This is a genomic window from Paracoccus suum, assembly GCF_003324675.1.
GTDB classification, from domain to species: domain Bacteria; phylum Pseudomonadota; class Alphaproteobacteria; order Rhodobacterales; family Rhodobacteraceae; genus Paracoccus; species Paracoccus suum.
In genome coordinates this window covers 2,734,628-2,755,542 of record NZ_CP030918.1, presented here as the reverse complement: position 1 = coordinate 2,755,542, position 20,915 = coordinate 2,734,628, and the positions used below count along the sequence as shown (strand labels likewise).

The window sequence follows — 20,915 nt, the reverse complement described above, 5'->3', positions numbered from 1 at the left end:
CTTCACTCCTCCGCTACGATCTTGATCTGGTCCGGGAGGGTGGTCAGCTTGCCGAGGACCTGCAGATAGGCGACGAGCGCGTCCATTTCGGTCAGTCGGTCGGGCTGATCGTCGAAATTGCGGACATGGGTTGCCTCGCCATAGCGCTCGACAACGCCATCGGCCTGCTCGCGGTCAGGCCTGGTCTGGCCCAGCGCATCCAAGCTGGCGTTCGCGATCATCTCGTCGGTGTAGGGCACGCCGACGGTCCGAAGCGCCTCCAAACGACCCGGCAGGCTCGCGGTCTCGAGTGAGGTGCGCGCTAGGAAGGCATACTGAGGCATCACGGACTCAGGCACCACGTCGCGCGGGTCGATGAGGTGCCGCACGTGCCAGTCGTCGGAAAACTTGTCACCCAGCCGGGCGAGGTCGGGGCCGGTGCGCTTGGATCCCCAAAGCATGGGATGATCGTACTTGCTCTCGACCGCCAGCGAGTAGGGGCCATAGCGCTCCACCTCGTCGCGCAGCGTACGGATCATCTGGCTGTGGCAGGTATAACAGGCCTCGCGCACATAAATGTCGCGCCCTGCCTGCTCGAGCGGGGTGTAGACGCGCATGTCCGAGACCTTCTCGACCGTCTCGTCGATGGTGAACAGGGGGGCGATCTCGACAAAGCCGCCAACGCCCGCTGCGATGATGATACCGATCGTCAGCGCGATCGAGTGACGCTCCATCCGGTAGTGCGTCCGGGCATGCCCTTCGAAGAAGGCAGAGAAGGGTTTGAGCAAGGTTCTGAAAAGGCGGTTCATCGTTTCACTCCGCAGCCGGCACGGCCGGCTCGAGGGCTTCGGAATCGGTCGGATGGTCAAAGGCGCGACGCTCGGCCGGGACATGGCGGATCGTCATCACGACGTTCCACAGCGCGATGGCGGCCCCGATGAGGAACAGCAGGCCCCCGAAAGCGCGGGCGATATAGTAGGGATGCATCGCGACCAGAGAGTCGACGAACGAATAGCGCAGCGTGCCGCTTTCGTTATAGGTCCGCCACATCAGCCCCTGGATGATGCCGCTGTTCCACATCGCAAAGACGTAGATGACGGTACCCGCCAGGGCGAGCCAGAAGTGCCACTCGACCGCAGCGGCCGAGTACATCCTCTCGCGGCGGAAGAGCAGCGGTGTAACCGCGTAGATCGACCCGAAAGAGATCAGCGCGACCCATCCCATCGCGCCGGCGTGGACGTGGCCCACGGTCCAGTCGGTATAGTGCGACAGCGCGTTGACCTGACGGACTGCCATGAACGAACCCTCGAAGGTCGAGAGGCCGTAAAACACGGCTGCGGTCATCATGAAGCGCAGCGTGGCGTCGTCCCGAACCTTGTGCCACGCGCCGTTCAGCGTCATCAGCGCGTTCCCCGCCGATGCCCAGGACGGGACCAACAGCATGACCGAGAATGTCATGCCCAGCGTCTGCACCCAGTAGGGCAGGGCGGTGTAATGCAGGTGGTGCGAGCCAGCCCACATGTAAAAGAACACGATCCCCCAGAAGCTGAGGATGGACAGACGGTAAGAGTAAATCGGCCGTTCCGCCCGCCGGGGCAGGAAGTAGTAGAGCATCCCCAGAAAGCCCGAGGTCAGGAAGAACGCTACCGCGTTGTGCCCGTACCACCACTGGGTCATTGCGTCCTGCACGCCCGAGAACAGCGAATAGCTTTTCGCGCCAAAGAACGAGGCGGGCACCGCGAGGTTGTTGATGATGTGTAGCATCGCCACAACCAGGATGAAGGCGAGGTAGTACCAGTTGGCGACGTAGATGTGCGGCTCGTTCCGGCGTTGGAGGGTACGGATATACATGACGAAATACACCACCCAGACGACAACCAACCACAGGTCGGCATACCATTCCGGCTCGGCGTATTCCTTGGACTGGGTGACGCCCATCAGGTAGCCGGTCGCGGCGATGATGCAGAACAGGTTGTAGCCGAACAGCACGAACCACGGCGACAACTGGCCGGCGATGCGCGCCCGCGACGTGCGTTGCATGACGTGATACGATGTCGCGATCAGCGCGTTGCCGCCAAAGCCGAAGATGACGCCCGAGGTGTGCAGCGGACGCAGCCGGCCAAAGCTGGACCAGGCGGCGTCAAAGCGCAGGTTCGGCCATGCGAGTTGGGCTGCGACCCATACGCCCATTCCCATCGCGATCACCCCCCAGACCAGGGCCAGGATGATGCCGACGCGCGTCGGGTCGTCGTAGTAGGAGGCCGAGCGATCCTCGGTGGGCTCGGGGTCGTAGAGGTGCGAGACGACAAGCCAGATCATCACGCCGCAAAAGGCCATCACCACCCAGCCATGCGCACCCATCGGATCGCCATGGCCAAGGACCGCCATCAGTAACCCTATGGCGAGGCCAAGCAGCGAGATCAGGATCGCCGTCGCTCTTTCGGTTTCGGTCAGCCGTGACACCATCATCGCGCTGTCTCTTTCTCAGAAGGGCGCAGGAAGGCGCCCGTGCAGGTCGTCGGGGGAAGCGGGCGGTCGTCGTCGTCGAGGATGCGTTCGGCATCGCCCAGCAGGTCCTCGTATTGGCTGTGGCGCAGGTTCCAGAAAAAGGCTGCGAGGCCGACGAGTCCCATGAGGAGGGTAACGGGAATGAGGAGCGAGAGGATGCTCATGCCGGCACCTCCAGCCCCTCGGCGGCGGGCAAGGACGGTGTCGAGGCCATCTTTCCCGCCCGGTTCAGCCGCAGAGCGTTGCCGATCACCAGCAGCGACGAGCCGGACATCGCGAGCGCCGCGATCAAGGGCGTGACCTGTCCCGCCATCGCGAGCGGGATGGCGAGGCAGTTGTAGGCGACGGCAAGCCCGATATTCTGGCTCACCAGCCGGGCGGTGCGGCGCGCGAGGTCGTGCGCCACGGCCACCGCCTGCAAACCGTCTCGCAAAAAGACCAGGTCCGCGGCGCTGCGGCCAGCATCGGAGGCGCTCGACGGGGCCATCGACACATGGGCCGCAGCAAGTGCCGCCGTATCATTGAGGCCGTCGCCGACCATCATTGCCCGGCGTCCATCGATCTGCAGAGCATTGAGATAGCCGATCTTGTCCGCGGGCGTCGCACCGTCATGGACCTCGGCAATGCCCAGCCGGCTGGCCATGGCCTTAGCGCGCTCTGCCACGTCCCCGGACAGCATGGCGGTCGTCAGCCCCCGCGCCTCAAGTTCCGCAATTGTCTCGCGGGCGCCGTCGCGCAGGGTCTCGGCCAGATGGAAAGCTTCGGCGGTGTCACGCTCGAAAGCGAAGGCCGGCCCGGCGGGCGCAGTCCCGCCCGACGCGATTTCGGCGACCCAGGATGAGCGGCCGAGGCGTGCGCGGCGGCCGGAAACCACGGCTTCGATGCCGAAACCCGGCACCTCGCGCAGGTCGGAGGCCGGCGGTCCGCACTCGGGCAGATGCGCGGTGATGGCCAAGGCCGCGGGGTGCACCGACCCGGCGGCGAGCGCGCGGGCGGCAGCCCTCCGTGCGGGATCGGTCGGGGCCGCGCTGACCCTCGGCTGGCCCGTCGTCAGCGTGCCTGTCTTGTCGAAGACGACGTGGTCGATTTGCGCCAGCCGTTCGAGGGCGGACCCGTCCTTCATCAGCACGCCCTCGCGCATCAGCCGGCCGGCGGCGACCACATGGGCGACCGGCACGGCTAGGCCCAGCGCGCAGGGACAGGTGATGATCAGCACGCTGATCGCGACAAAGGCAGATGCGCGCCAGTCGCCCGTGGCCAGCACCCAGCCGATGAAGGTCAGCAGCGCCAGCGAGTGGACGACCGGCGCATAGAGGCGCGCCGCGCGATCCGCAATACGGACATAGCGCCCGCGCCCGGCCTCGGCCTCGCCCAGCATGCGTTGCATCTGGGCAAGGAATGACTCGTCAGCCGCGCGCAACACCTCGGCCCGCAGCGTGCCAGTCAGGTTGCGCGTTCCAGCCTCCAGTGTCGCGTTGAGGCCTGCCGCAATCGGCATCGACTCGCCCGTGACGAGCGAGCGATCGATATCCGTCGCGCCCTCCACCACGCGGACATCCAGCGGCACCGTCTCGCCCGGCCCGATGTGCAGGATCATGCCAGGCGCCACGGCGTCGAGACGCAGCCATTCCGACGTGCCGTCCGGTCGCTCCACGCTGGCGCCCTTGGGGGCCAGACGGGCGAGGCCGGTGATCGCGCTGCGGGCTTTCTCGCGCATCAACTGGTCGAGGTAGCGACCGGCCAGAAGGAAAAAGATCAGCGTAACGGCCGCGTCGAAAAAGACATGCGCGCCGCCCTGGACGGTCTCGACCACGCTCAGCGCGACGGCGAGCAGGATACCGATCGAGATAGGCACGTCCATGTTCGTGCGCCCCGCCCGCAAAGCGCGCAGCGCAGAGTCAAAGAAGGGCCGGCCGGAGTAGGCGACGATGGGCAGCGCGATCAGGCCGGAAATCAGGTGGAACGTCTCGCGCGTCGCGCCATCGGCGCCCGACCAGACCGCCACCGATAGCAGCATGATGTTGGCCGCGCCAAAACCTGCAACCGCCATGGCACGAACCAGTTGGCGGCTTTGGGCGCTTTCGGCCTGTGGTCCCAGGTCAGAGGTGTCGATGGGCGATGCCGGGTAGCCGAGGGCCTGCAGTTTCTCGATCACCGGCAGCGGATCGGCGCCGGCGTTCGCCAGCGTCACTGTCACACGGCGCAAGGTCAGGTTGGCCCGGGCCGAGACGACCTCTGGCAATTCTGCCAGCCGACGCTCGACCGACGCGACGCAGGCGCCGCAGCGGATGCCGGGCACGGACAGCAGGATCTGCCCGTGACCCTCGGGCGTCGGCATGACGCTGGCGCGTCGCTCGGCAGAGGCTGCGGTGAGGGTGGCTGAACCGGACATGGCCTTGTCGCGTGTGGGTTGTCACGCGAGCCATCCTGCCTTTCCCCCCATGAGGCCAGTTCGGGGTGGGAAATAGTTTGATCGAGATCAAGTGCTGCGAGCGATAGTTGCTGTCGCGGGCGGGTCCGCTGGCTTCAACCGCCCGCGGCAGACTCCAGCCCCTGCAGGTCGAGCACGGTGATCAAGCGGTTGCGGTCCACCGCAATGATGCCGCGTCGGCGCAGCGCCGTGATCTGGCGGCTGACAGTCTCGATCGTCAGGCCGAGGAAATCGGCGATGTCACTGCGCCGCAAGGGCAATTCGAAGCTGGGCGAGCATCCCTCCGCCTCCGGGTCGATGTGCGTTCCAATCAGCAGCAGGACCGAGGCGACCCGTTCTGAGGCGGATTTCTTGCCCAGTGTCAGCATCCAGTCGCGCGCGTCATCAAGCTCGCGGAGGGCCTGGGCATGCAGACGGCGCGACAGCCCTGGGGATTCAACGGCCATCTCCTCCAGCTCCTCGCGCTGGAAAATGCAGAGGCGCACGGTCCCGGCCGCCTCGGCCGTGACGTCGCTGACCTCAGCGAAGGGCCGGCCGAGGAAATCGGGCGCGAACTGCAGGCCCACGACCTGCTGGCGACCGTCCGGCATGAGCTTGGTCAGCTTGACGACGCCGCTGAGGATGTTGGCATGCGACGTTACCGGGCTGCCTGCGGATGCAAGGTTCGAGCCGGAAGGGCATTCCCGCCGGATCGCGGTACGCGCCAAGCGCGAAAGCTGCGCGGGGTGCAGGGCGCCGCATATGCCACGATGGCGCGCCTCGCAGGCGCGGCACAGGACCGGGATCGGCGAAGGGCCAGTGTCCGGCATGTTGCTCATGGCGCTCGCCTCCCACGGCCGCCGGGCGCGTCGCTGCCGGGCTGCCTGCGCAGCCAGTCTAGACGAAATGCGCTTAGACTGCACCCCTGCAAGGCCGCGGCGAAACGTCCGCCGGCCGGCGCTGGCCCTTTTGCTTTTCGAGGCACCCATCCTCGTCCTTCCCAAAATTAACGGAAACGAGTAGGTGACTCACTCATGGCGATGAGAACCCTCCAACGATTCCTTGCATTCGGAATCCTGGGCCTTCTGGCCTTGGTCTTCGTCATCGGCGCCGTGCGCGCCGGAGGCTGGTTTCTGGTCCCGGCCCTGATTTTTGGCCTATTGTTCCTTGTCGGGGTTTACGACCTGGCCCAGCGCCGTCACGCGGTGCTGCGCAACTATCCGGTCATCGGTCACCTGCGTTTCATCCTCGAAAGCTTCCGCCCCGAGATCCGCCAGTACCTGATCGAAGGCGACCGCGACGAAGTGCCATTCAGCCGCGAGGCCCGCGCCCTCGTTTATCAGCGTGCGAAGGGGGTCGAGGACAAGCGTCCCTTCGGCACGATCGAGAATGTCTATGGCTCGGGCTATACGTGGCTCACGCATTCCGCGACGCCGGTCAAGAATGCCGATTCCGATTTCCGCGTCGTGGTCGGCGGACCGGCCTGCAAGCAGCCCTATTCGGCCAGCCTCTACAATATTTCCGCGATGAGTTTTGGCGCGCTGTCGGCCAATGCGATCCTTGCGCTGAACCGCGGCGCCAAGCTGGCCGGTTTTGCGCAAGATACCGGCGAGGGCAGCATCAGCCGCTACCACCGCGCAGGCGGAGGCGATCTGATCTTCCAGATCGCCTCGGGCTATTTCTCGTGCCGCAACCCCGACGGCACCTTCTCGCCCGAGCGGTTTGCCGAACTGGCGGCCGATCCGCAGATCAAGATGATCGAGATCAAGCTGAGCCAGGGCGCCAAGCCGGGACATGGCGGCATGCTGCCCGCCGCCAAGATTTCGCCGGAAATCGCCGAGGCGCGCGGCATCCCGATGGGTGTCGACTGCATCTCGCCGCCCGCGCACAGCACGTTTTCAACCCCGATCGGCCTGATGCATTTCATCCAGCAACTGCGCGATCTGTCAGGCGGCAAGCCTGTCGGCTTCAAGCTCTGCATCGGGCACCGGCGCGAGTTCCTCAGCATGGTCAAGGCCATGCTCAAGACCGGCATCCGGCCGGACTTCATCGTTATCGACGGGGCCGAGGGCGGCACCGGCGCCGCGCCGATCGAGTTCGTGAACCATGTTGGTATGCCGATGCTGGAAGGGCTCACCTTTGTTCACAACGCCCTGCGCGGCGCCGGCATCCGCGACGAGATCCGCATCGGCGCGGCCGGCAAGATCATCTCGGCGTTCGACATCGCCCGCGCGCTGGCCCTCGGCGCGGACTGGTGCAACTCCGGCCGCGGCTTCATGTTTGCGATTGGCTGCATCCAGGCGCAGTCCTGCCATACGAACAAGTGCCCTGTGGGTATCGCCACCCAGGATTCACTGCGCCAGCGCGCCGTCGACGTGCCTGACAAGAGCCAACGGGTCGCGCGCTTCCACCGCAACACGATGCACGCGCTGGGCGAGATCGCCGGCGCGGCGGGCCTGCGCGACCCCAGCGATTTCATGCCCTATCACTTCATGTTCCGTCAAAAGGACAACGAGTTCCTCGACGGCAATGAGGCCTATCCCTACCTACCCGACGGCTTCCTGCTGGATCCGGACGAAATCCCCGAACTCGCGGATTGGTACGACCGTTGGGATCGGGCGAGCGCTGAAACCTTCGATCCCCCGGAGATCCCGTTCGGGCGGTTCGCGCGGCGGCGTACGGCCGCGAAGCGGGCGTAAGGGCAACGAGAGGCCTTGGCCGCGAGCGTACACTGAGGCCCAAGGCGCGCGGTGCGCACGCAATTCGTCCTCTCAGCCAATCGATTCAAAACCGCATCTTTGTGGAGCCGGAGCGGCGGCACGGCGGGGCATGGCATCTGCGGGTGACGGCGGCCGTTTGACGACGGGTCTGTTCCACGCAGACACCGGTCCGTGGCGCGACCGATTTCGAGCTAAGTACTGCCCGTCTCCAGCAGCAACTGCTCTCCCCCGATGCTTTCCACCACCGGACACCCGCCGTTTGCACCGGCGACACACCTAAGCCTTGCTTAAACGAAACCGCCGGTCTACTGACAGTTTGTCATACAGTAATATCTGCTGAGCCATGCTGGAGAGTTACATGAATCTGAACATTCGCCGCGTCCTCTCCTTCGTAGAAGATGTCTGGGAGGACGGCGCAACGCGTGTTGAGGAGCCTCTGCGCAAAGCCGCCGTGGTGTTCGTGCTGGAAAACCCGATGGCGGGGACTTCGGGTGCCGACCTTCGAGAACTCATCGACGCGAGCCCGGCGCTGGGCGAAAAGATGGGTCGCAAGCTCGTTGATCTGATGGATGGGTGCGAGGTGCAGAGCTACGGAAAAGGCGGCCTCGTCGGTCTGGATGGCGAGCAAGAGCATGCCAACGCTCTGCTGACGACGGCCTTTGCCGATCCTATCCGCGCGCAGATCGGTGGCGGCGAGGCTTGGATCTCCTCCTTCCAGAAGGTCGTCGCACCGAACACGCCCATCGACATTCCAATGAACCACAAGGACGAGGTCTACGTGCGGTCGCACTACGACGGCATGACCATCGCAGTGCCCAACGGCCCGCGGGCGGACGAGGTCGCGCTCATCTTTTGCGCGGCCAGCGGTGGACGGCTGAACGCCCGGGTGGGCGGCCTGACACATGAAGAGGTCGTGGCCCGCAAGAGCGCGCGCTAAGATGGCCTTGTATGAGGTTGACGACTTGCAGCGCGACGCGGGGCAGGGCGCTCTGACGCCCTCTGCCGCGTTAACGGCAAGATTTCGGTCAGGCGTAAGCTCACCTGTCAGCGTTCTGGAGGAGACGTTCGCGAGGATCGACCGGGACGAGCCGCGTGTCGGCGCGTTCGTTTGCCAGGCGCGGGATGCTGCCCGCACGGCCGCGACAGCGTCGGCGCAACGGTGGGCGGCGGGATGCCCCTTGTCGCCGCTCGATGGCATTCCGGTCGCCGTCAAGGACATCATAGAGACAAGCGATATGCCCACCGGCCAAGGCTCGCCCCTCTGGGAGGGTTTCGAGACGCGACGCGATGCGGCGAGCGTGCAGGCGCTTCGCGAGGCTGGCGCGGTCATCGTCGGAAAAACGACGACGACCGAGTTCGCCACCACAGAACTTTTTGCACGCACCACCAACCCTCATGATCCTGCTCGGACGCCGGGGGGTTCCAGCAGCGGATCGGCGGCGGCAGTGGGTGCTGGGTTCGTTCCCATTGCGCTTGGCAGTCAGGTGGTCGGCTCGACACTGCGGCCGGCAAGCTACTGTGGATGTTACGGCTTCAAGCCAACCTTCGGTGCGCTCAACCGCGGCGGCAGCTACGATTATCTCAGCCAAAGCTGCGTCGGTTTGCTTGGCGCCTCGTTGGAGGATCTGTGGCTTGCCGCCCGGACAATCGCGAAGCGCGTGGGCGGGGATCCCGGTCACCCGGGGCTTTCGGGGCCCGACGATTTGCCGCCTGCCGTCCAGCCGACGCGGCTCGCACTTTTGCGCACGGAGGGTTGGCCGCGTGCGACCTCCGGCGCACGAACTGCCTTCGATGCTCTCGTCGAGGAGTTGCGGCGACGTGGCGTGGATGTAGTCGACGAGGCGACGGACCCGGCGCTCGCCGGTGTGGAGCAAGCGATCGCGGATGCATTGCCGCTGACCCAAAAGATCAATGCTTGGGAGTTCCGCTGGCCCCTCGGGACCTACGCGAGACAGGATGCAAGCAAACTCAGTCCCGTCATGCGCAGGCGCCTTTCGACCGCCGAGGAAATGACCCAGTCAGACTACGCGCAGGCCCTAAGTCAAAGGGACGCAGCCCGAACCGTGTTCGACAACGTGATGCAACGGTACGATGGGACCATCACCTTGGCCGCAACCGGTGCCGCTCCGGTGGGCGCGGACTCGACTGGCGATCCAGCCTTCAACGTCCCCGCGTCACTGCTGGGCGTGCCCGCAGTCTCGTTGCCGATCCTGCAGGACGAAGGTCTACCCTTGGGTATCCAGCTGCTCGCGGCGCAGGGTCAGGATGCAGCCCTGTTCGCCTTTGCCCGCTGGATGGTGTCGCGATAAAATCCGATCAGTTGTCCAGCAGTTTCAGGGCAATCGTCGCGGCCTTGTCGATATGCTCAACCGCGGCCGCACGTGCCCTTTCTGGATCGCCTGCGGCTACGGCCTCGACGATAGCCCTGATTTCGCGTAGCGATTGCTCCATGCGGCCCGGGCGCGACATGGTGCGATAGCGCAGGTAGCTTACCCGGGCGGTCAACTCGCTCAGGACTTCCTCGATCACGTCGACGCTGGGCATCCTCGTGGCGACGGCATAGAATTCGACCATCACCTCGACCGCCCGCGCAACATCCTGATCGTTCACCGCATGGTGGAAGCTGTCGAATGCTGCGGTAAGCTCGGTCAGGTTCGCGGGGTCTGTCAGGCGGGCCAAGCGGTCGAACAGCTCTCCCTCGAGATACTTGCGCAGGGTGTAGATCTGCGAGGCCTGGTCACGGGTGAGGCGGGCCACCGTCGGCCCGCGCCTGCCTTCGACCTGGATCAGGCGTTGCGCCTCGAGGCGCCGCAGCGCCTCGCGCAGTGACGTGCGGCTGACCCCGAGCGCCTCGCATAGCTCGCGCTCGACAAGGCGCGTGCCAGGCGGCAGCTGACCATTCACGATGGCATCGCGCAAACCGTCATAGGCTTGCTCGCGGACCAGCACCGGCGTTCCGATCGACCTCAGGGCCGCTACGCCCGCTTGCGGTTTGCTCGTGGCAAGCTTTCCACTCATGACCGCCCTCATTTTACGCCGTCACCTTGCGCTAAACCGTTCGCCGTGGAGGTAAAAGACCTTATAATCGGCCTGAAACCAAGGCTCGGCGGCAAGCCGCGCCCGCCCGGGCGTTGCACGGGCCTTCTCGCGGGCCGGGGAATCCAAGGCTTCGTCAGTGGCCAGGTAGTGAAGCGCGAGGCGGTTGAAAGGTTGCGGATGCGCGACTTCGAGCGAAAAGCGACGGCAAGCCAGCCAGTCGGGGTTTTCGAGGAGGGCGGGCAGATGGTCCTGGTCATACCACGCGTCAAAGTCGCCAAGCCGGTCGCCGGGAACTGAAAATAGTACGGAATACAGCACCGGAGCGGGAATTGCGTCGTCAAGCGCCACGTTAGACTGAAAGCCGATCTCGGTGCCGATGTAGCGGGTAAATCCGCCTACGGAACCGAGCATCCGCGCAGTCATGGCCGTCGGATTGTCCTTGATTTCGACATAGGCCGGGGTTTGCAGGACGTCGGTGCCGGTCATGTCGTAGACAGCGAGGTAATCGCGGTCATTGCGCTTGTAGCGTTGGGCGCCCGTGAATCCCGGCACCGTCATGCGCAAGGGGATGTGTTCGTTGTCGTACCACTCATTGAACTCGCCCTCCCAGTCCGGGGAAGGGGTCATCTCCGAGAAAAGAACTGCGCCCGCCATGTCGGTCTCCCATTGACATACTGTATTCTCGTCATACAAAAGTTTTTCTAGTCTCACCAGAGAGAAAGCTCTGTTGGCCGAAGGCCGCAGCGGAGACCGGGATACCGAGACACAAGGGGCGGCTTATGCGGATCGCAATCACCAACATCGGTCAGCTTGTAACGGGGGATTTGGCCGAGCCTCTCGGCAACGCCGACGCGGTCGTGACCGAGGGTGGGCTGATCCACTCGGTCGGGACCGCAGATCCCGGCCTCGTCGAAAGCTGTGACGTTGTCATCGACGCTGGCGGCACCACTCTGATTCCCGGCCTGATCGACAGTCATGTCCACATCACCTTCGGCGATTACACGCCGCGGCAAAAAACGGTCGGTTACCTGGAGAGCTACCTCCACGGCGGCGTGACGACTGCCATAAGCGCATCCGAGGTCCATGTGCCCGGCCGCCCTATAGACCCGGAAGGTGTGAAAGCCCTGGCACTGGCGGCGCAACGCTGCTTTGCCAACTATCGTCCCGGCGGGATGCGGGTTTGGGCGGGTTCGGTGATCCTGGAGCCCGGCCTCGTCGCTGAGGATTTTGCACAGCTTGCGGCTCAGGGGGTCTGGTTGGCCAAGGCGGGGTTCGGCGCCGTGGCAAGTCCAGGCGACTACGCCCCGCTGGTCGCCGCGGCCAAGGCCCACGGCATGATCACGACAATGCACACTGGCGGTGCGTCCATTCCCGGCAGTGCGCCGATACATGGTGCCGATGTGATCGCCGTCGCGCCCGATGTGTCGTTCCATGTCAATGGCGGCCCGGTCGCCATGCCCGACGCGGATTTTCCCAAAGTCATCGCTGAAAGCGACGTGGCTCTGCAAATCTGCACGGCGGGCAATCTTCGCACCGCCCTTCTATGCGCCAGGCTGGCCGAGGAGGCTGGTTGCTTTGAGCGGGTGCTGATCGCGACCGACACCCCGACTGGCAGCGGTATCATGCCTTTGGGGATGATCTACACGATCAGCCACCTCGCGAGCCTGGGCGGCATCGCCCCTGAGCGCGCGATCTGCGCGGCGACAGGCAGTAATGCCCGCGTCTACCGTCGAAATAGTGGCTTTATCGCCCCCGGACGCGACGCGGACCTGGCGCTCATCGACACCCCGCTTGGCGGCTCGGGCAAGGATGCGCTGGCGTCGCTTTCCAACGGCGATCCGGTCGCCATCGGGGCCGTGATCTCGGGCGGCGTTCCCCGGTTCGTAGGCCGCAGCAGAAATACGCCAGCCACCACGCGCCAGGTTCGCGTCGCCCAGAACCGGGTGCCATTCGATTTTTCCGGCGCCGCAGCACATTGAGGATTCCGATGCCCGACAACAATATCCAAGGCCGAGTTCTGATCGCAGGCGGCGGCCCCGTAGGATTGCTCGTCGCGCTGGGGCTCGCCCGCCGGGGAGTCCCCGTCACGCTCGTCGAGCGTGAAAGCCAGATAAGGGACGATCCACGGGCGGCGACGACCCATCCAGCCACGCTGGAAGTGCTGGACGATTTCGGGCTGGAGGGCGAGGTCCGCGCAGCCGGTCTGGTCGCGCCAGTATTTCAGTTCTGGGATCGACCAGCCTGCGAGCTGGTAGCCGAGTTCGACCACGGGCTGCTCGCAGACGAAACGCGCTTTCCCTATGTGGTGCAGTGCGAACAGTTCAAGACATCGCGTATTGCCCTGGCGCACCTGCGCCGAGAGGCGGACGCGGAAATCATGATGGGTTACGACGTGGTCGCCGCAGGCCAGGACGACGACGGCGTTTGGCTGGATGTTCGCCCGACAGGGTCACAAGACGCACCCAGCCGGCTGACCGGCAGCTGGCTGGTCGGCGCGGATGGCGGGCGCAGCCTGGTCCGGAAGGCCGCGGAAATTCCTTTCGACGGCTTCACCTACCCGGAGCAGTTTCTGGTTCTAACCACCCCGTTCGATTTCGAAGCAGAGCGGGGGTATTGCTTTCGCAGCTACTTTGCGGACCCCGAGGAGTGGTGCAACTGCTTCAAGGTGATCGCGGATGGCCCGCCCGGCCTGTGGCGGACGGTATTCCCGGTTTCGACTGACCTCAGCGAGGACGAGATCATGTCCGACGAGGCGGTGCAGGCAAAGATGCAGAAATTCTTTCCGCTCGATCGCGACCACGAGATTGTTCACCGCAATCTCTACCGCGTGCATCAACGGGTGGCCGAGCGGTTCCGGAAGGGACGCATTCTGCTCGCGGGCGACGCCGCACATATCAACAATCCCATCGGCGGGATGGGTCTGAACGGCGGAATCCAGGACGCGGGCAATCTGGTCGCCAAGCTATCGGACCTCTGGCACGGCCGTGCGGGCGAGGAGGTTTTGGACCTTTACGATCTGCAAAGACGCTCGCTTTCGATCAACTTCGTCCAGGCGCAGAGCATCGAGAACAAGAAGCGGCTCGAGGCTTCCGACCCTGAGACCCGGCGCGAGAACATGGAGAACCTGCGCCAGATCGCCGCCGATCCCGTCAAGGCAAAGGCATTCCTGCTCGGCAGCTCGATGTTGCGTGCGCAGCGAACTGCCGCAGCCATGAAACTGGACTAAGGCGCCGGAAAGTTCTTGCGCGACGGGAGAACGGCCGTCATTCTGTCATACAATAATACATGCCGAATGGACCCGCGGGATTCTGCAGGCGGGAGAGATAAGGGGAGATATCGATGCTAAGCCGAATGACGCTTACCGCCGCGCTCGCAGCTTGTACCGCTTTCGCGGCCCAGGCGGCCGATCTCGAAGTCTGGCGGCACGGGACGGTCGCCGCGAAAGGCGATGCGGGCCTGATCTACATGGCTGCCGAGGGGGGGATGGATGAAAAACAGGGTCTCGACATCCAGGTCAGCGAATTCAAGGGCGACGCGCTGGCCCTGAGGGCGCTGCTGGCTGGCCAGCTCGACAGCTACGAGGGCAACCCTGCCGGCCCCATGATCGCTGCCAGCAAAGGGGGCAAGCTCAAGATCGTCGGCTGCCACTGGCAGGGCTTTACATACTCGATCTTCTCCAAGACCTTGGCGAGCGCCGAGGACCTTCAGGGCAAGACGGTCGCCGTTTCGGCGCCGGGGGCATTGCCGGATGTTTTCACGCGGGCGGTCCTGATCGAGAAGGGCATTCCCGTCGACTCGGTAACCTTGGTCACGTCCGGAGGGGACGCGGACCGCGTCAAGGCCGTTGTCTCCGGCGTCGCGGACGCGGCGCCGTCGTCGACCGAGTTTACCCCACAGGCGGAAAAGCTGGGACTGAAACCCATCGTCGATGGCCAGACGATGCTACCCAATTACATGCGACTGTGCATGGTCATGCGCGGAGACGCGACGACCAAGGAATCCGCGGCCAAATTCATTGCGGCGGAGATGGCAGCTTATAAATACGCCTTTGCCCACAAGGACGAGACCTTGGCGCTGTCCAAGAAGATCGCCCAACTTCCCGATGGCGATGAAACCGCAGCCTATGCTTACGACCTCGCCAGCAAACCCGGGGTCATTGCGATGGATTTCAATGTCCCGGTCGAAAAGCTGAACTGGCTGCGCGACGTTCTGGCGAAAACGGGCAACATCGACGCGAAGTTCGATCCGGCAACGATGGTCGATGACACGGTGCGCCGCGCCGCCCTCGCGTTGTCGGCGAAATGATGGCGGCGCTGCAGCGCGATGCCTGGACCGCGCCCGCGGTCCTGGAGGCCGATGCCCCGCATGTGTCCATCACCGGCCTTCGAAAGGATTTCCGGATCACGATCGCCGGTCAATCCAAGCGCATTCCGGCCCTTTGCGGCGTAGATTTTGCCGTTCGCAAGGGCGAGATCGTCGCAGTCACAGGCGCCAGCGGATGCGGCAAGACGACGTTGCTTCGCATCATCATGGGTTTGGAGACCGCGACTGCCGGCGAGGTCCGCGTTTCGGGCAAGCGGGTTCGCGGCTGCGGATATGATCGGGGTTTGGTGTTTCAGCACGCCGAACTTCTGCCTTGGCGCACCGCGTTGGCGAACATCGAGTTCGGGTTGATGACCAAAGGCATCCGGCAACCGCTTCGCCGCCGCACGGCCGAGCGGTTCCTCGCGATGGTCGGGCTGCAAAACGCACGCGACCGCAAGCCTCACCAATTGTCGGGTGGCATGAAGCAACGCGTCGGAATCGCCCGTGCCCTGGCGATCGAGCCCGAAGTTTTGCTGATGGACGAACCCTTCGGTGCTCTCGACGCGCAGACACGCGAGAGCCTCCAGGCAGAGCTGCTGGATATTCAGGCCGCTACCGGCAAAACCATCATCATCGTCACCCATGATCTGGACGAGGCGGTCCTGCTGGCCGACCGCGTGGTCGTCATGGAACGCGGCGCTGTGAAGGACATCATTGAAATCGGTCTTCCGCGGCCCCGCGGCCCGCTTGCCGAGATGCGCGCCCGGCCCGAGTTCGGTCGTGCCCGTGTCCACCTGTGGGAGTTGCTGCGCCACCTGCCGGAAACCAAGCAAGAGGTTGGCCTGCGATGAGCTCTAATCCCGTGATCCTCGAAGACACCGCTCCGTCAGACGCGCAGCCCGCGCGCTTCAGCGTCCCGGCACCGGCCATAACGACCGCCTCGATCCTCATCGTGCTTTTGCTGTGGGAGTATTTCGGCCGCAATGTGAATCCGCTGTTTGGCAGCTATCCCACCGCAATCGCCCGCGAGCTGGTGGTGATGGCCAAAGAAGGCACGCTGTGGAAGGCGGGATGGGAAAGCACCCGCCCGATGGCCGCCGGCTTCCTGCTCGCCCTCGTGATGGGCATCCCCTTCGGCCTTCTTCTCGGCCGCTTCCGTTGGGTCGAGGCCGCCTTCGGCATTTACGTTACCGCCGGATATGCCATGCCATTGATCGCCTTGGTTCCGCTGCTGGTCCTGTGGTTCGGACTGGGGTTCGCAGTAAAGACCGCGATCGTCACCCTGCTGACCTTCTTTCCGATCTGCATCAACACCTGGATAGGAGTTAAGTCGGTGCCCCGATCGCTTCTCGAGGTCGGGAAGTCCTTCGTCGCAAGCCCCTTCACCATCCTGACCCGCATCGTGCTGCCCGCCGTCGTGCCCTACATCATGGCCGGGATCAGGCTCGCGATCGGCAAGGCGGTGATCGCGATCATCGTGGCCGAATTCTTTACCGCCGTCTCCGGGTTGGGCGGCGTCATCCTGACGGCGTCGAATAACTTCGAGACAGCGCGGATGCTGGCGCCGATCATCGTCATCATGGCTGGTGCGGTGATCGCGACGGCTGCGGTCGGTTGGCTGGAGCGGCGCATCGCCCCCTGGCATGTGGAAATCTCCGGGCGCGGCGTTCAATGACCGGGACAGATGTCGTCTACGGCTCGGACCTGATGGCCGAGCTGCTGCGGTCCATGGGCGTCCGTCATGCTTTCATCAATCCCGGGTCCAGCTTTCGCGGACTGCACGATTCCATCGTGAACTGCCTCGATGACCGCGATCCCAAGCTGGTGCTGACCACCCACGAGATGATCGCGGTCTCCATGGCGCATGGTTACGCAAAGGCTTCCGGCGAGCCGGGGGTGGCGATTTTGCACAACCTGGTCGGGTTGCTGAACGGATCGATGGGCGTTTTTAATGCCTTCTGCGATCAGGTGCCGCTGCTTATCCTCGGTGGCAGCGGTCCGGCAGATCCGGCAGAACGCCGGTTCATTGATTGGGCGCACTGCGCATCGACGCAACCGGACATCGTTCGGCCCTTCGTCAAATGGGCGGAGGAGCCCGCAACACTGCAGGCCTGCCTCGACGCGATGCTGGAGGCGCGAAGGCGTTCCGTCACGGCGCCCCGCGGACCAGTCTACGTTTCTCTCGACGCGGGGCTGCAGGAAAGCCCTGCCGATGCCGACGTTGTGCTGCCCGATCCTTCTCTGCCTCGCTTTGCCGCCCCGGCGCCTTCTGTTCCCGATCCCGCCACACTGACCCGGATCGCGGAGGTGTTGGCCGCGGCGCGTTTGCCGCTGATCATCGGTGGGCGGTTTGGCACCGATCCTGCGACGACGGCCGCGCTCGCCCCGCTCGTCGAACTCACGGGGGCGGCCTATCTGGACGATCGGAACATCGTCTGCATGCCAACGGCCCATCCGCAGAACATGGAGGGGGATGGCGCCATCCGGGGTGAAGCTGACGTCATCCTCGCGCTGGACTGCCAGGACCTTACGGCGGCCACACTGGGCTATGGCAGCAATCGCAGCGCGATCCTTTCCGGCAGCGGCGCAGTGGGAAGGGCCGCCCCCTACATCATCGACATTTCACGCAACGATCAGTTCGGCGGCAGCTGGGCCCGTTTCGGTGGACCGACGCCGCCCGCCGACCTGCGGGTCGATGCCGACGCCCTCGCGAGTCTGGGTCCCTTGCTGGCGGCGGTCGAGGCGGCGATGACCGAAGGGCGGCGGGTGAATTCCCAGGCCCGCATCGAGACGCTGAAGGCCCGTAAGGCTGAGGTTGCAGCACGCCGCCGGCACCGACGCGAGGCGGGCAACAATGAAACTGTCAGCCTGGCGAAGCTGACCGAGGCGCTCTTCGCCGAGGTGCGCGGTGACGATTGGTTGCTGGCGGTGCGCAATCACCGCAGTTGGCAAGCGGGAATCTGGGACTTTCCCGGTTCGGGCTATTACCTCGGCGGCGATGGGGGAGGCGGCGTCGGCTACGGCCCTGGCGCAGTCGCGGGCGCGGCGTTGGCGCTGAAGGACAGCGGCAAACTGGTCATCGGGATCCTCGGCGACGGCGATTTCGTCATGGGAGGCGGCGCGCTTTGGAGCGCTGCCCATACGGGTGCGCCAATGTTGATCGTCATCGCGAACAACCGCAGCTGGGGAAATGACGAGCTGCATCAGATCGAGGTCGCCCAGCATCGTGGTCGCCCTGTCGGCAATGCGCATGTCGGTCAACGAATGGAGGATCCACCGATCGACCTGCTCGCCATGGCGCGCAGCATGGGCGCTTCGGGCTTTGGGCCCGCCACCAATCCAGCCGAGTTGGCAGTCGCTCTTGCCGAGGGCGCGGCCGCGGCGAGGGCAGGGAAAGTCGCGGTGGTCGAGGTAATGACCGCAGTCGAATGACGGCGCGCGGATGCGACAAGTGTCACGCTTTGGGGGGGAAAGAATGAAAAAATGGATTGGCTTAGTATCGGCGGTTTCACTGCTCGTGGTTGCGGCGCCCGTCTGCGCCCGGGACGCGAAGCCATGGCGCCACGGAACCGTGCAGGCCAAGGGCGACGCGGGCTTCCTGTTCATGGCGGCAGAAAAGGACTTTGACCGCAAGCACGGCCTCGACATTGAGATGGTGACGCTGAAGGGCGACACCCTTCTTATCAAGGCGTTGATCGCGGGTGAATTGGACAGCTACGAAGGAGCCATTGGCAGCCCGATGATCGCCGCCTCGAAAGGCGCTGACATCAAGATCATCGGGTGCCATTGGCCCAAGTTGTCCTACGTGATGTGGGGCCGTGAAGGCATCCAAACTGTCGCCGATCTGAAGGGTAAGAAGATCGGGGTCTCGGCGCCGGGCTCGCAGCCAGACCTGTTCGCGCGGGCTCTGCTGGACAAGGAGGGGCTGACAGAGGCTGACGTTACGGTCGTCACAGCGGGCTCGGATTCAGAGCGCATCCAGGCGCTTGCCGCAGGTGCCATCGACGCCGCGCCAGCGTCGAGTGAGTTTTCAGCCAAGGCCAAGGAAGTAGGCGCGCATGCAGTGGCGAACGCCGTTGATGCACTGCCCGACGCAATGCGGCGTTGCCTCTACGTCACCGGGAAAACGCTCGCCGAACGACCCGAGGATGCCGCCGCCTTCCTTGCAGCCGAGCGTGATGCCTACACCCACGCCTTGGCCAATCGCGACGAGACGACCGCACTGACGCGCAAGATCGCCCATCTGAAGGCGGAAAGCCCCGAACCGGAGGCAGTTTTCGACGAGATCGTCACCCTCGGCATCGTGTCGCGCGATTTCAAGATCGACCCGGCCAAGCTGATCTGGCAACGCGATCTGCTCGCGAAGCTCGGAAGCATTGACGCAGCCTACGATCCGGCGGGGATGACGGACACGGCCGCCCTCGCCGCGTCCGGCGCTATGGTAGGCAAATGAGCGGGTCTTCGATGATCCGCGCGAAAATGCTGATTGGCGGCGTTCTCTGCGACGCCGCCGACGGGGCAGAACTTCCTACCGTGAACCCGGCGACTGGCCGTCCCTTGGGCGTGGCGCCCGACGCGGGCCCCGAGGATATCCGCCGTGCGGTGGACGCGGCACACGCCGCCTGGCCCGCATGGGCCGGCCTTTCGGTGGATGCGCGCGCCGCGGCCATGCGCAAACTTGCCGCGGCGGTTCGGGGCCGTGCAGATGAAATCGCGCGCGTCGAGGTTCAGGATACCGGCAACCTACTCGCGCCGATGTTGAGTGACGTCCTGCGTGCGGCCGACCGGCTGGAATTTTATGCCGGCCTCGGCCATGCCGTCATGGGGGCGACCTATCCTGCGACGCCCACCCACGTCCACCTCTCGCTGCGCGAGCCGTTCGGCGTCGTAGCCCGCATCGTCGCCTTCAACCATCCATTCTATTTCGCCCTTTCCAGAATGGGGGCACCGCTGATCACCGGAAACTGCGTTATCGTCAAAACCCCTGATCAGGCGCCGCTGTCGGGGGGAATTCTGGCGGAGCTTGCCGCCGAGCACCTGCCAGCGGGGGTCGCGTCCGTTCTCAGCGGCACCGGCGCGCGCTGCGGCGACGCCATCGTCCGCGAGCCGCGCATCAAACGCATCGGGTTCATCGGCTCGGTTGAAACCGCCCAACGCATCCAGCGCTCTGCGGCGGAGGTCGGCGTCAAGCATATCACCCACGAGCTTGGCGGCAAAAACATGATGATCGTGCTGCCTGATGCGGATGTGGAAAAGGCGGCCAGCCTCGCGATCGAGGGAATGAACTTTCAGTGGCAAGGTCAGTCCTGTGGTTCGACCTCGATCCTGGCGCTGCATGAGGACATTCATGATGCCGTCCTGGCCCGGGTACGGGCCCGCATGCGCGCGATCCGTCCCGGCGATCCCTTCGATCCCTCGACCGGAATGGGGCCCCTCATTTCCGAGGCCCACCACGCCAAGATCACGGCCGCCATCGCGCGCGGACGGGCCTCAGGCGCGGAAATCCTGGAGGGCGGGGGCCGCCCCGCCGGTGCGATGTTCGCCAAGGGATTTTGGGTCGAGCCGACCCTCTTTGGCGGCGTGACGGCCAACAACGCCCTGGCGCGAGACGAGTTCTTCGGACCTGTTCTGAGTGTGCTCCGCTGGCGCGACGAGGGCGAACTCATCGCCATTGACGATGCATCCTCGCTCGGGCTGACGGCCAGCATCGTGGGCCGCGACGTCGGTGCCGCGCTGGGCCTCGGCCGGCGGCTGAGGGTCGGGTATGTCTGGATCAACTGCGTCGGCCCGCACTATGTCGGCGTCCCCTACGGAGGGATGAAGAACAGTGGGGTAGGGCGCGAAGAAGGGATCGAAGAGCTTCTGAGTTACACCGAGATCAAGGCCATTTCGATCGCCAGCGGGTGAGCCCGATCCCTACGTCCAACCGTTCTGTTGCAAAGGACCCCTTTTCC

At 64.7% G+C, this 20,915-nt stretch carries 18 protein-coding genes; 11 read left to right on the top strand and 7 right to left on the bottom strand.

What is annotated here, in order from left to right; all coding sequences use genetic code 11:
* Positions 1-2: 2 nt before the first annotated feature.
* From ccoO to DRW48_RS13410, 5 genes are all read right to left on the bottom strand, one after another.
* Entirely contained in the window at positions 3-788 is a 786-nt protein-coding gene (ccoO, locus tag DRW48_RS13430) for a cytochrome-c oxidase, cbb3-type subunit II (RefSeq protein WP_114076865.1), read from the bottom strand.
* Between the two features lie 4 nt (positions 789-792).
* Complete coding sequence (gene ccoN, locus DRW48_RS13425) at positions 793-2,445, bottom strand: cytochrome-c oxidase, cbb3-type subunit I (protein ID WP_114077577.1); 1,653 nt, start codon at positions 2,443-2,445, stop codon at positions 793-795.
* Positions 2,445-2,651: a cbb3-type cytochrome oxidase assembly protein CcoS gene (gene ccoS / locus DRW48_RS13420; protein ID WP_114076864.1), complete on the bottom strand. Its 207-nt coding sequence runs from the start codon at positions 2,649-2,651 to the stop codon at positions 2,445-2,447. Before ccoS ends, ccoN begins: the two co-directional genes overlap by 1 nt.
* On the bottom strand, positions 2,648-4,879 hold the full coding sequence (locus DRW48_RS13415) for a heavy metal translocating P-type ATPase (protein WP_114076863.1): 2,232 nt from the start codon (positions 4,877-4,879) through the stop codon (positions 2,648-2,650). The genes ccoS and DRW48_RS13415 overlap by 4 nt, the downstream gene beginning before the upstream one ends.
* A 134-nt stretch (positions 4,880-5,013) precedes the next feature.
* Positions 5,014-5,736: a Crp/Fnr family transcriptional regulator gene (locus DRW48_RS13410; RefSeq protein ID WP_114076862.1), complete on the bottom strand. Its 723-nt coding sequence runs from the start codon at positions 5,734-5,736 to the stop codon at positions 5,014-5,016.
* A 195-nt stretch (positions 5,737-5,931) separates the two neighbouring features.
* On the opposite strand from DRW48_RS13410, the gene DRW48_RS13405 reads away from it, so the two are divergent.
* The 3 genes from DRW48_RS13405 to DRW48_RS13395 all read left to right on the top strand — a co-directional run bounded on the left by DRW48_RS13405 (position 5,932) and on the right by DRW48_RS13395 (position 9,926).
* A complete protein-coding gene (locus DRW48_RS13405) occupies positions 5,932-7,596 on the top strand; it encodes an FMN-binding glutamate synthase family protein (protein WP_114076861.1) in 1,665 nt (554 codons plus the stop codon).
* A gap of 379 nt (positions 7,597-7,975) precedes the next feature.
* Positions 7,976-8,554 carry an amino acid synthesis family protein gene (locus DRW48_RS13400; protein WP_162784771.1) on the top strand — a complete coding sequence of 193 codons (579 nt, stop codon included), beginning with the start codon at positions 7,976-7,978 and terminating at the stop codon, positions 8,552-8,554.
* A complete protein-coding gene (locus tag DRW48_RS13395; protein ID WP_114076859.1) occupies positions 8,520-9,926 on the top strand; it encodes an amidase in 1,407 nt (468 codons plus the stop codon). The genes DRW48_RS13400 and DRW48_RS13395 overlap by 35 nt, the downstream gene beginning before the upstream one ends.
* 7 nt (positions 9,927-9,933) lie before the next feature.
* Here DRW48_RS13395 and DRW48_RS13390 read toward each other — a convergent pair whose 3' ends face one another.
* Both DRW48_RS13390 and DRW48_RS13385 read right to left on the bottom strand, forming a co-directional pair.
* A complete protein-coding gene (locus DRW48_RS13390) occupies positions 9,934-10,635 on the bottom strand; it encodes a GntR family transcriptional regulator (RefSeq protein WP_162784769.1) in 702 nt (233 codons plus the stop codon).
* A 21-nt stretch (positions 10,636-10,656) separates the two neighbouring features.
* Positions 10,657-11,310, bottom strand: coding sequence for a DUF4286 family protein (locus tag DRW48_RS13385; RefSeq protein ID WP_114076857.1), 654 nt, complete (start codon positions 11,308-11,310; stop codon positions 10,657-10,659).
* Positions 11,311-11,435: 125 nt separating this feature from the next.
* Between DRW48_RS13385 and DRW48_RS13380 the strand changes: the two genes are divergently transcribed.
* The 8 genes from DRW48_RS13380 (at position 11,436) to DRW48_RS13345 (ending at position 20,868) form a co-directional block, all read left to right on the top strand.
* On the top strand, positions 11,436-12,635 hold the full coding sequence (locus DRW48_RS13380; protein ID WP_114076856.1) for an amidohydrolase family protein: 1,200 nt from the start codon (positions 11,436-11,438) through the stop codon (positions 12,633-12,635).
* A gap of 8 nt (positions 12,636-12,643) precedes the next feature.
* On the top strand, positions 12,644-13,882 hold the full coding sequence (locus DRW48_RS13375) for an FAD-dependent oxidoreductase (protein WP_114076855.1): 1,239 nt from the start codon (positions 12,644-12,646) through the stop codon (positions 13,880-13,882).
* A 125-nt stretch (positions 13,883-14,007) separates the two neighbouring features.
* On the top strand, positions 14,008-14,961 hold the full coding sequence (locus tag DRW48_RS13370) for an ABC transporter substrate-binding protein (RefSeq protein WP_162784768.1): 954 nt from the start codon (positions 14,008-14,010) through the stop codon (positions 14,959-14,961).
* Complete coding sequence (locus DRW48_RS13365) at positions 14,958-15,812, top strand: ABC transporter ATP-binding protein (RefSeq protein ID WP_199286108.1); 855 nt, start codon at positions 14,958-14,960, stop codon at positions 15,810-15,812. The genes DRW48_RS13370 and DRW48_RS13365 overlap by 4 nt, the downstream gene beginning before the upstream one ends.
* Positions 15,809-16,636 (top strand): ABC transporter permease, encoded by an 828-nt coding sequence (locus tag DRW48_RS13360; protein WP_114076853.1) that lies wholly within the window; start codon positions 15,809-15,811, stop codon positions 16,634-16,636. Before DRW48_RS13365 ends, DRW48_RS13360 begins: the two co-directional genes overlap by 4 nt.
* The gene (locus DRW48_RS13355; RefSeq protein WP_114076852.1) at positions 16,633-18,393 is read left to right on the top strand and encodes a thiamine pyrophosphate-binding protein; all 1,761 of its coding nucleotides are present in this window, start codon (positions 16,633-16,635) and stop codon (positions 18,391-18,393) included. Before DRW48_RS13360 ends, DRW48_RS13355 begins: the two co-directional genes overlap by 4 nt.
* A 43-nt stretch (positions 18,394-18,436) precedes the next feature.
* A complete protein-coding gene (locus DRW48_RS13350) occupies positions 18,437-19,414 on the top strand; it encodes an ABC transporter substrate-binding protein (protein WP_162784767.1) in 978 nt (325 codons plus the stop codon).
* An 11-nt stretch (positions 19,415-19,425) separates the two neighbouring features.
* On the top strand, positions 19,426-20,868 hold the full coding sequence (locus tag DRW48_RS13345) for an aldehyde dehydrogenase family protein (RefSeq protein WP_114076850.1): 1,443 nt from the start codon (positions 19,426-19,428) through the stop codon (positions 20,866-20,868).
* Positions 20,869-20,915 lie beyond the last annotated feature (47 nt).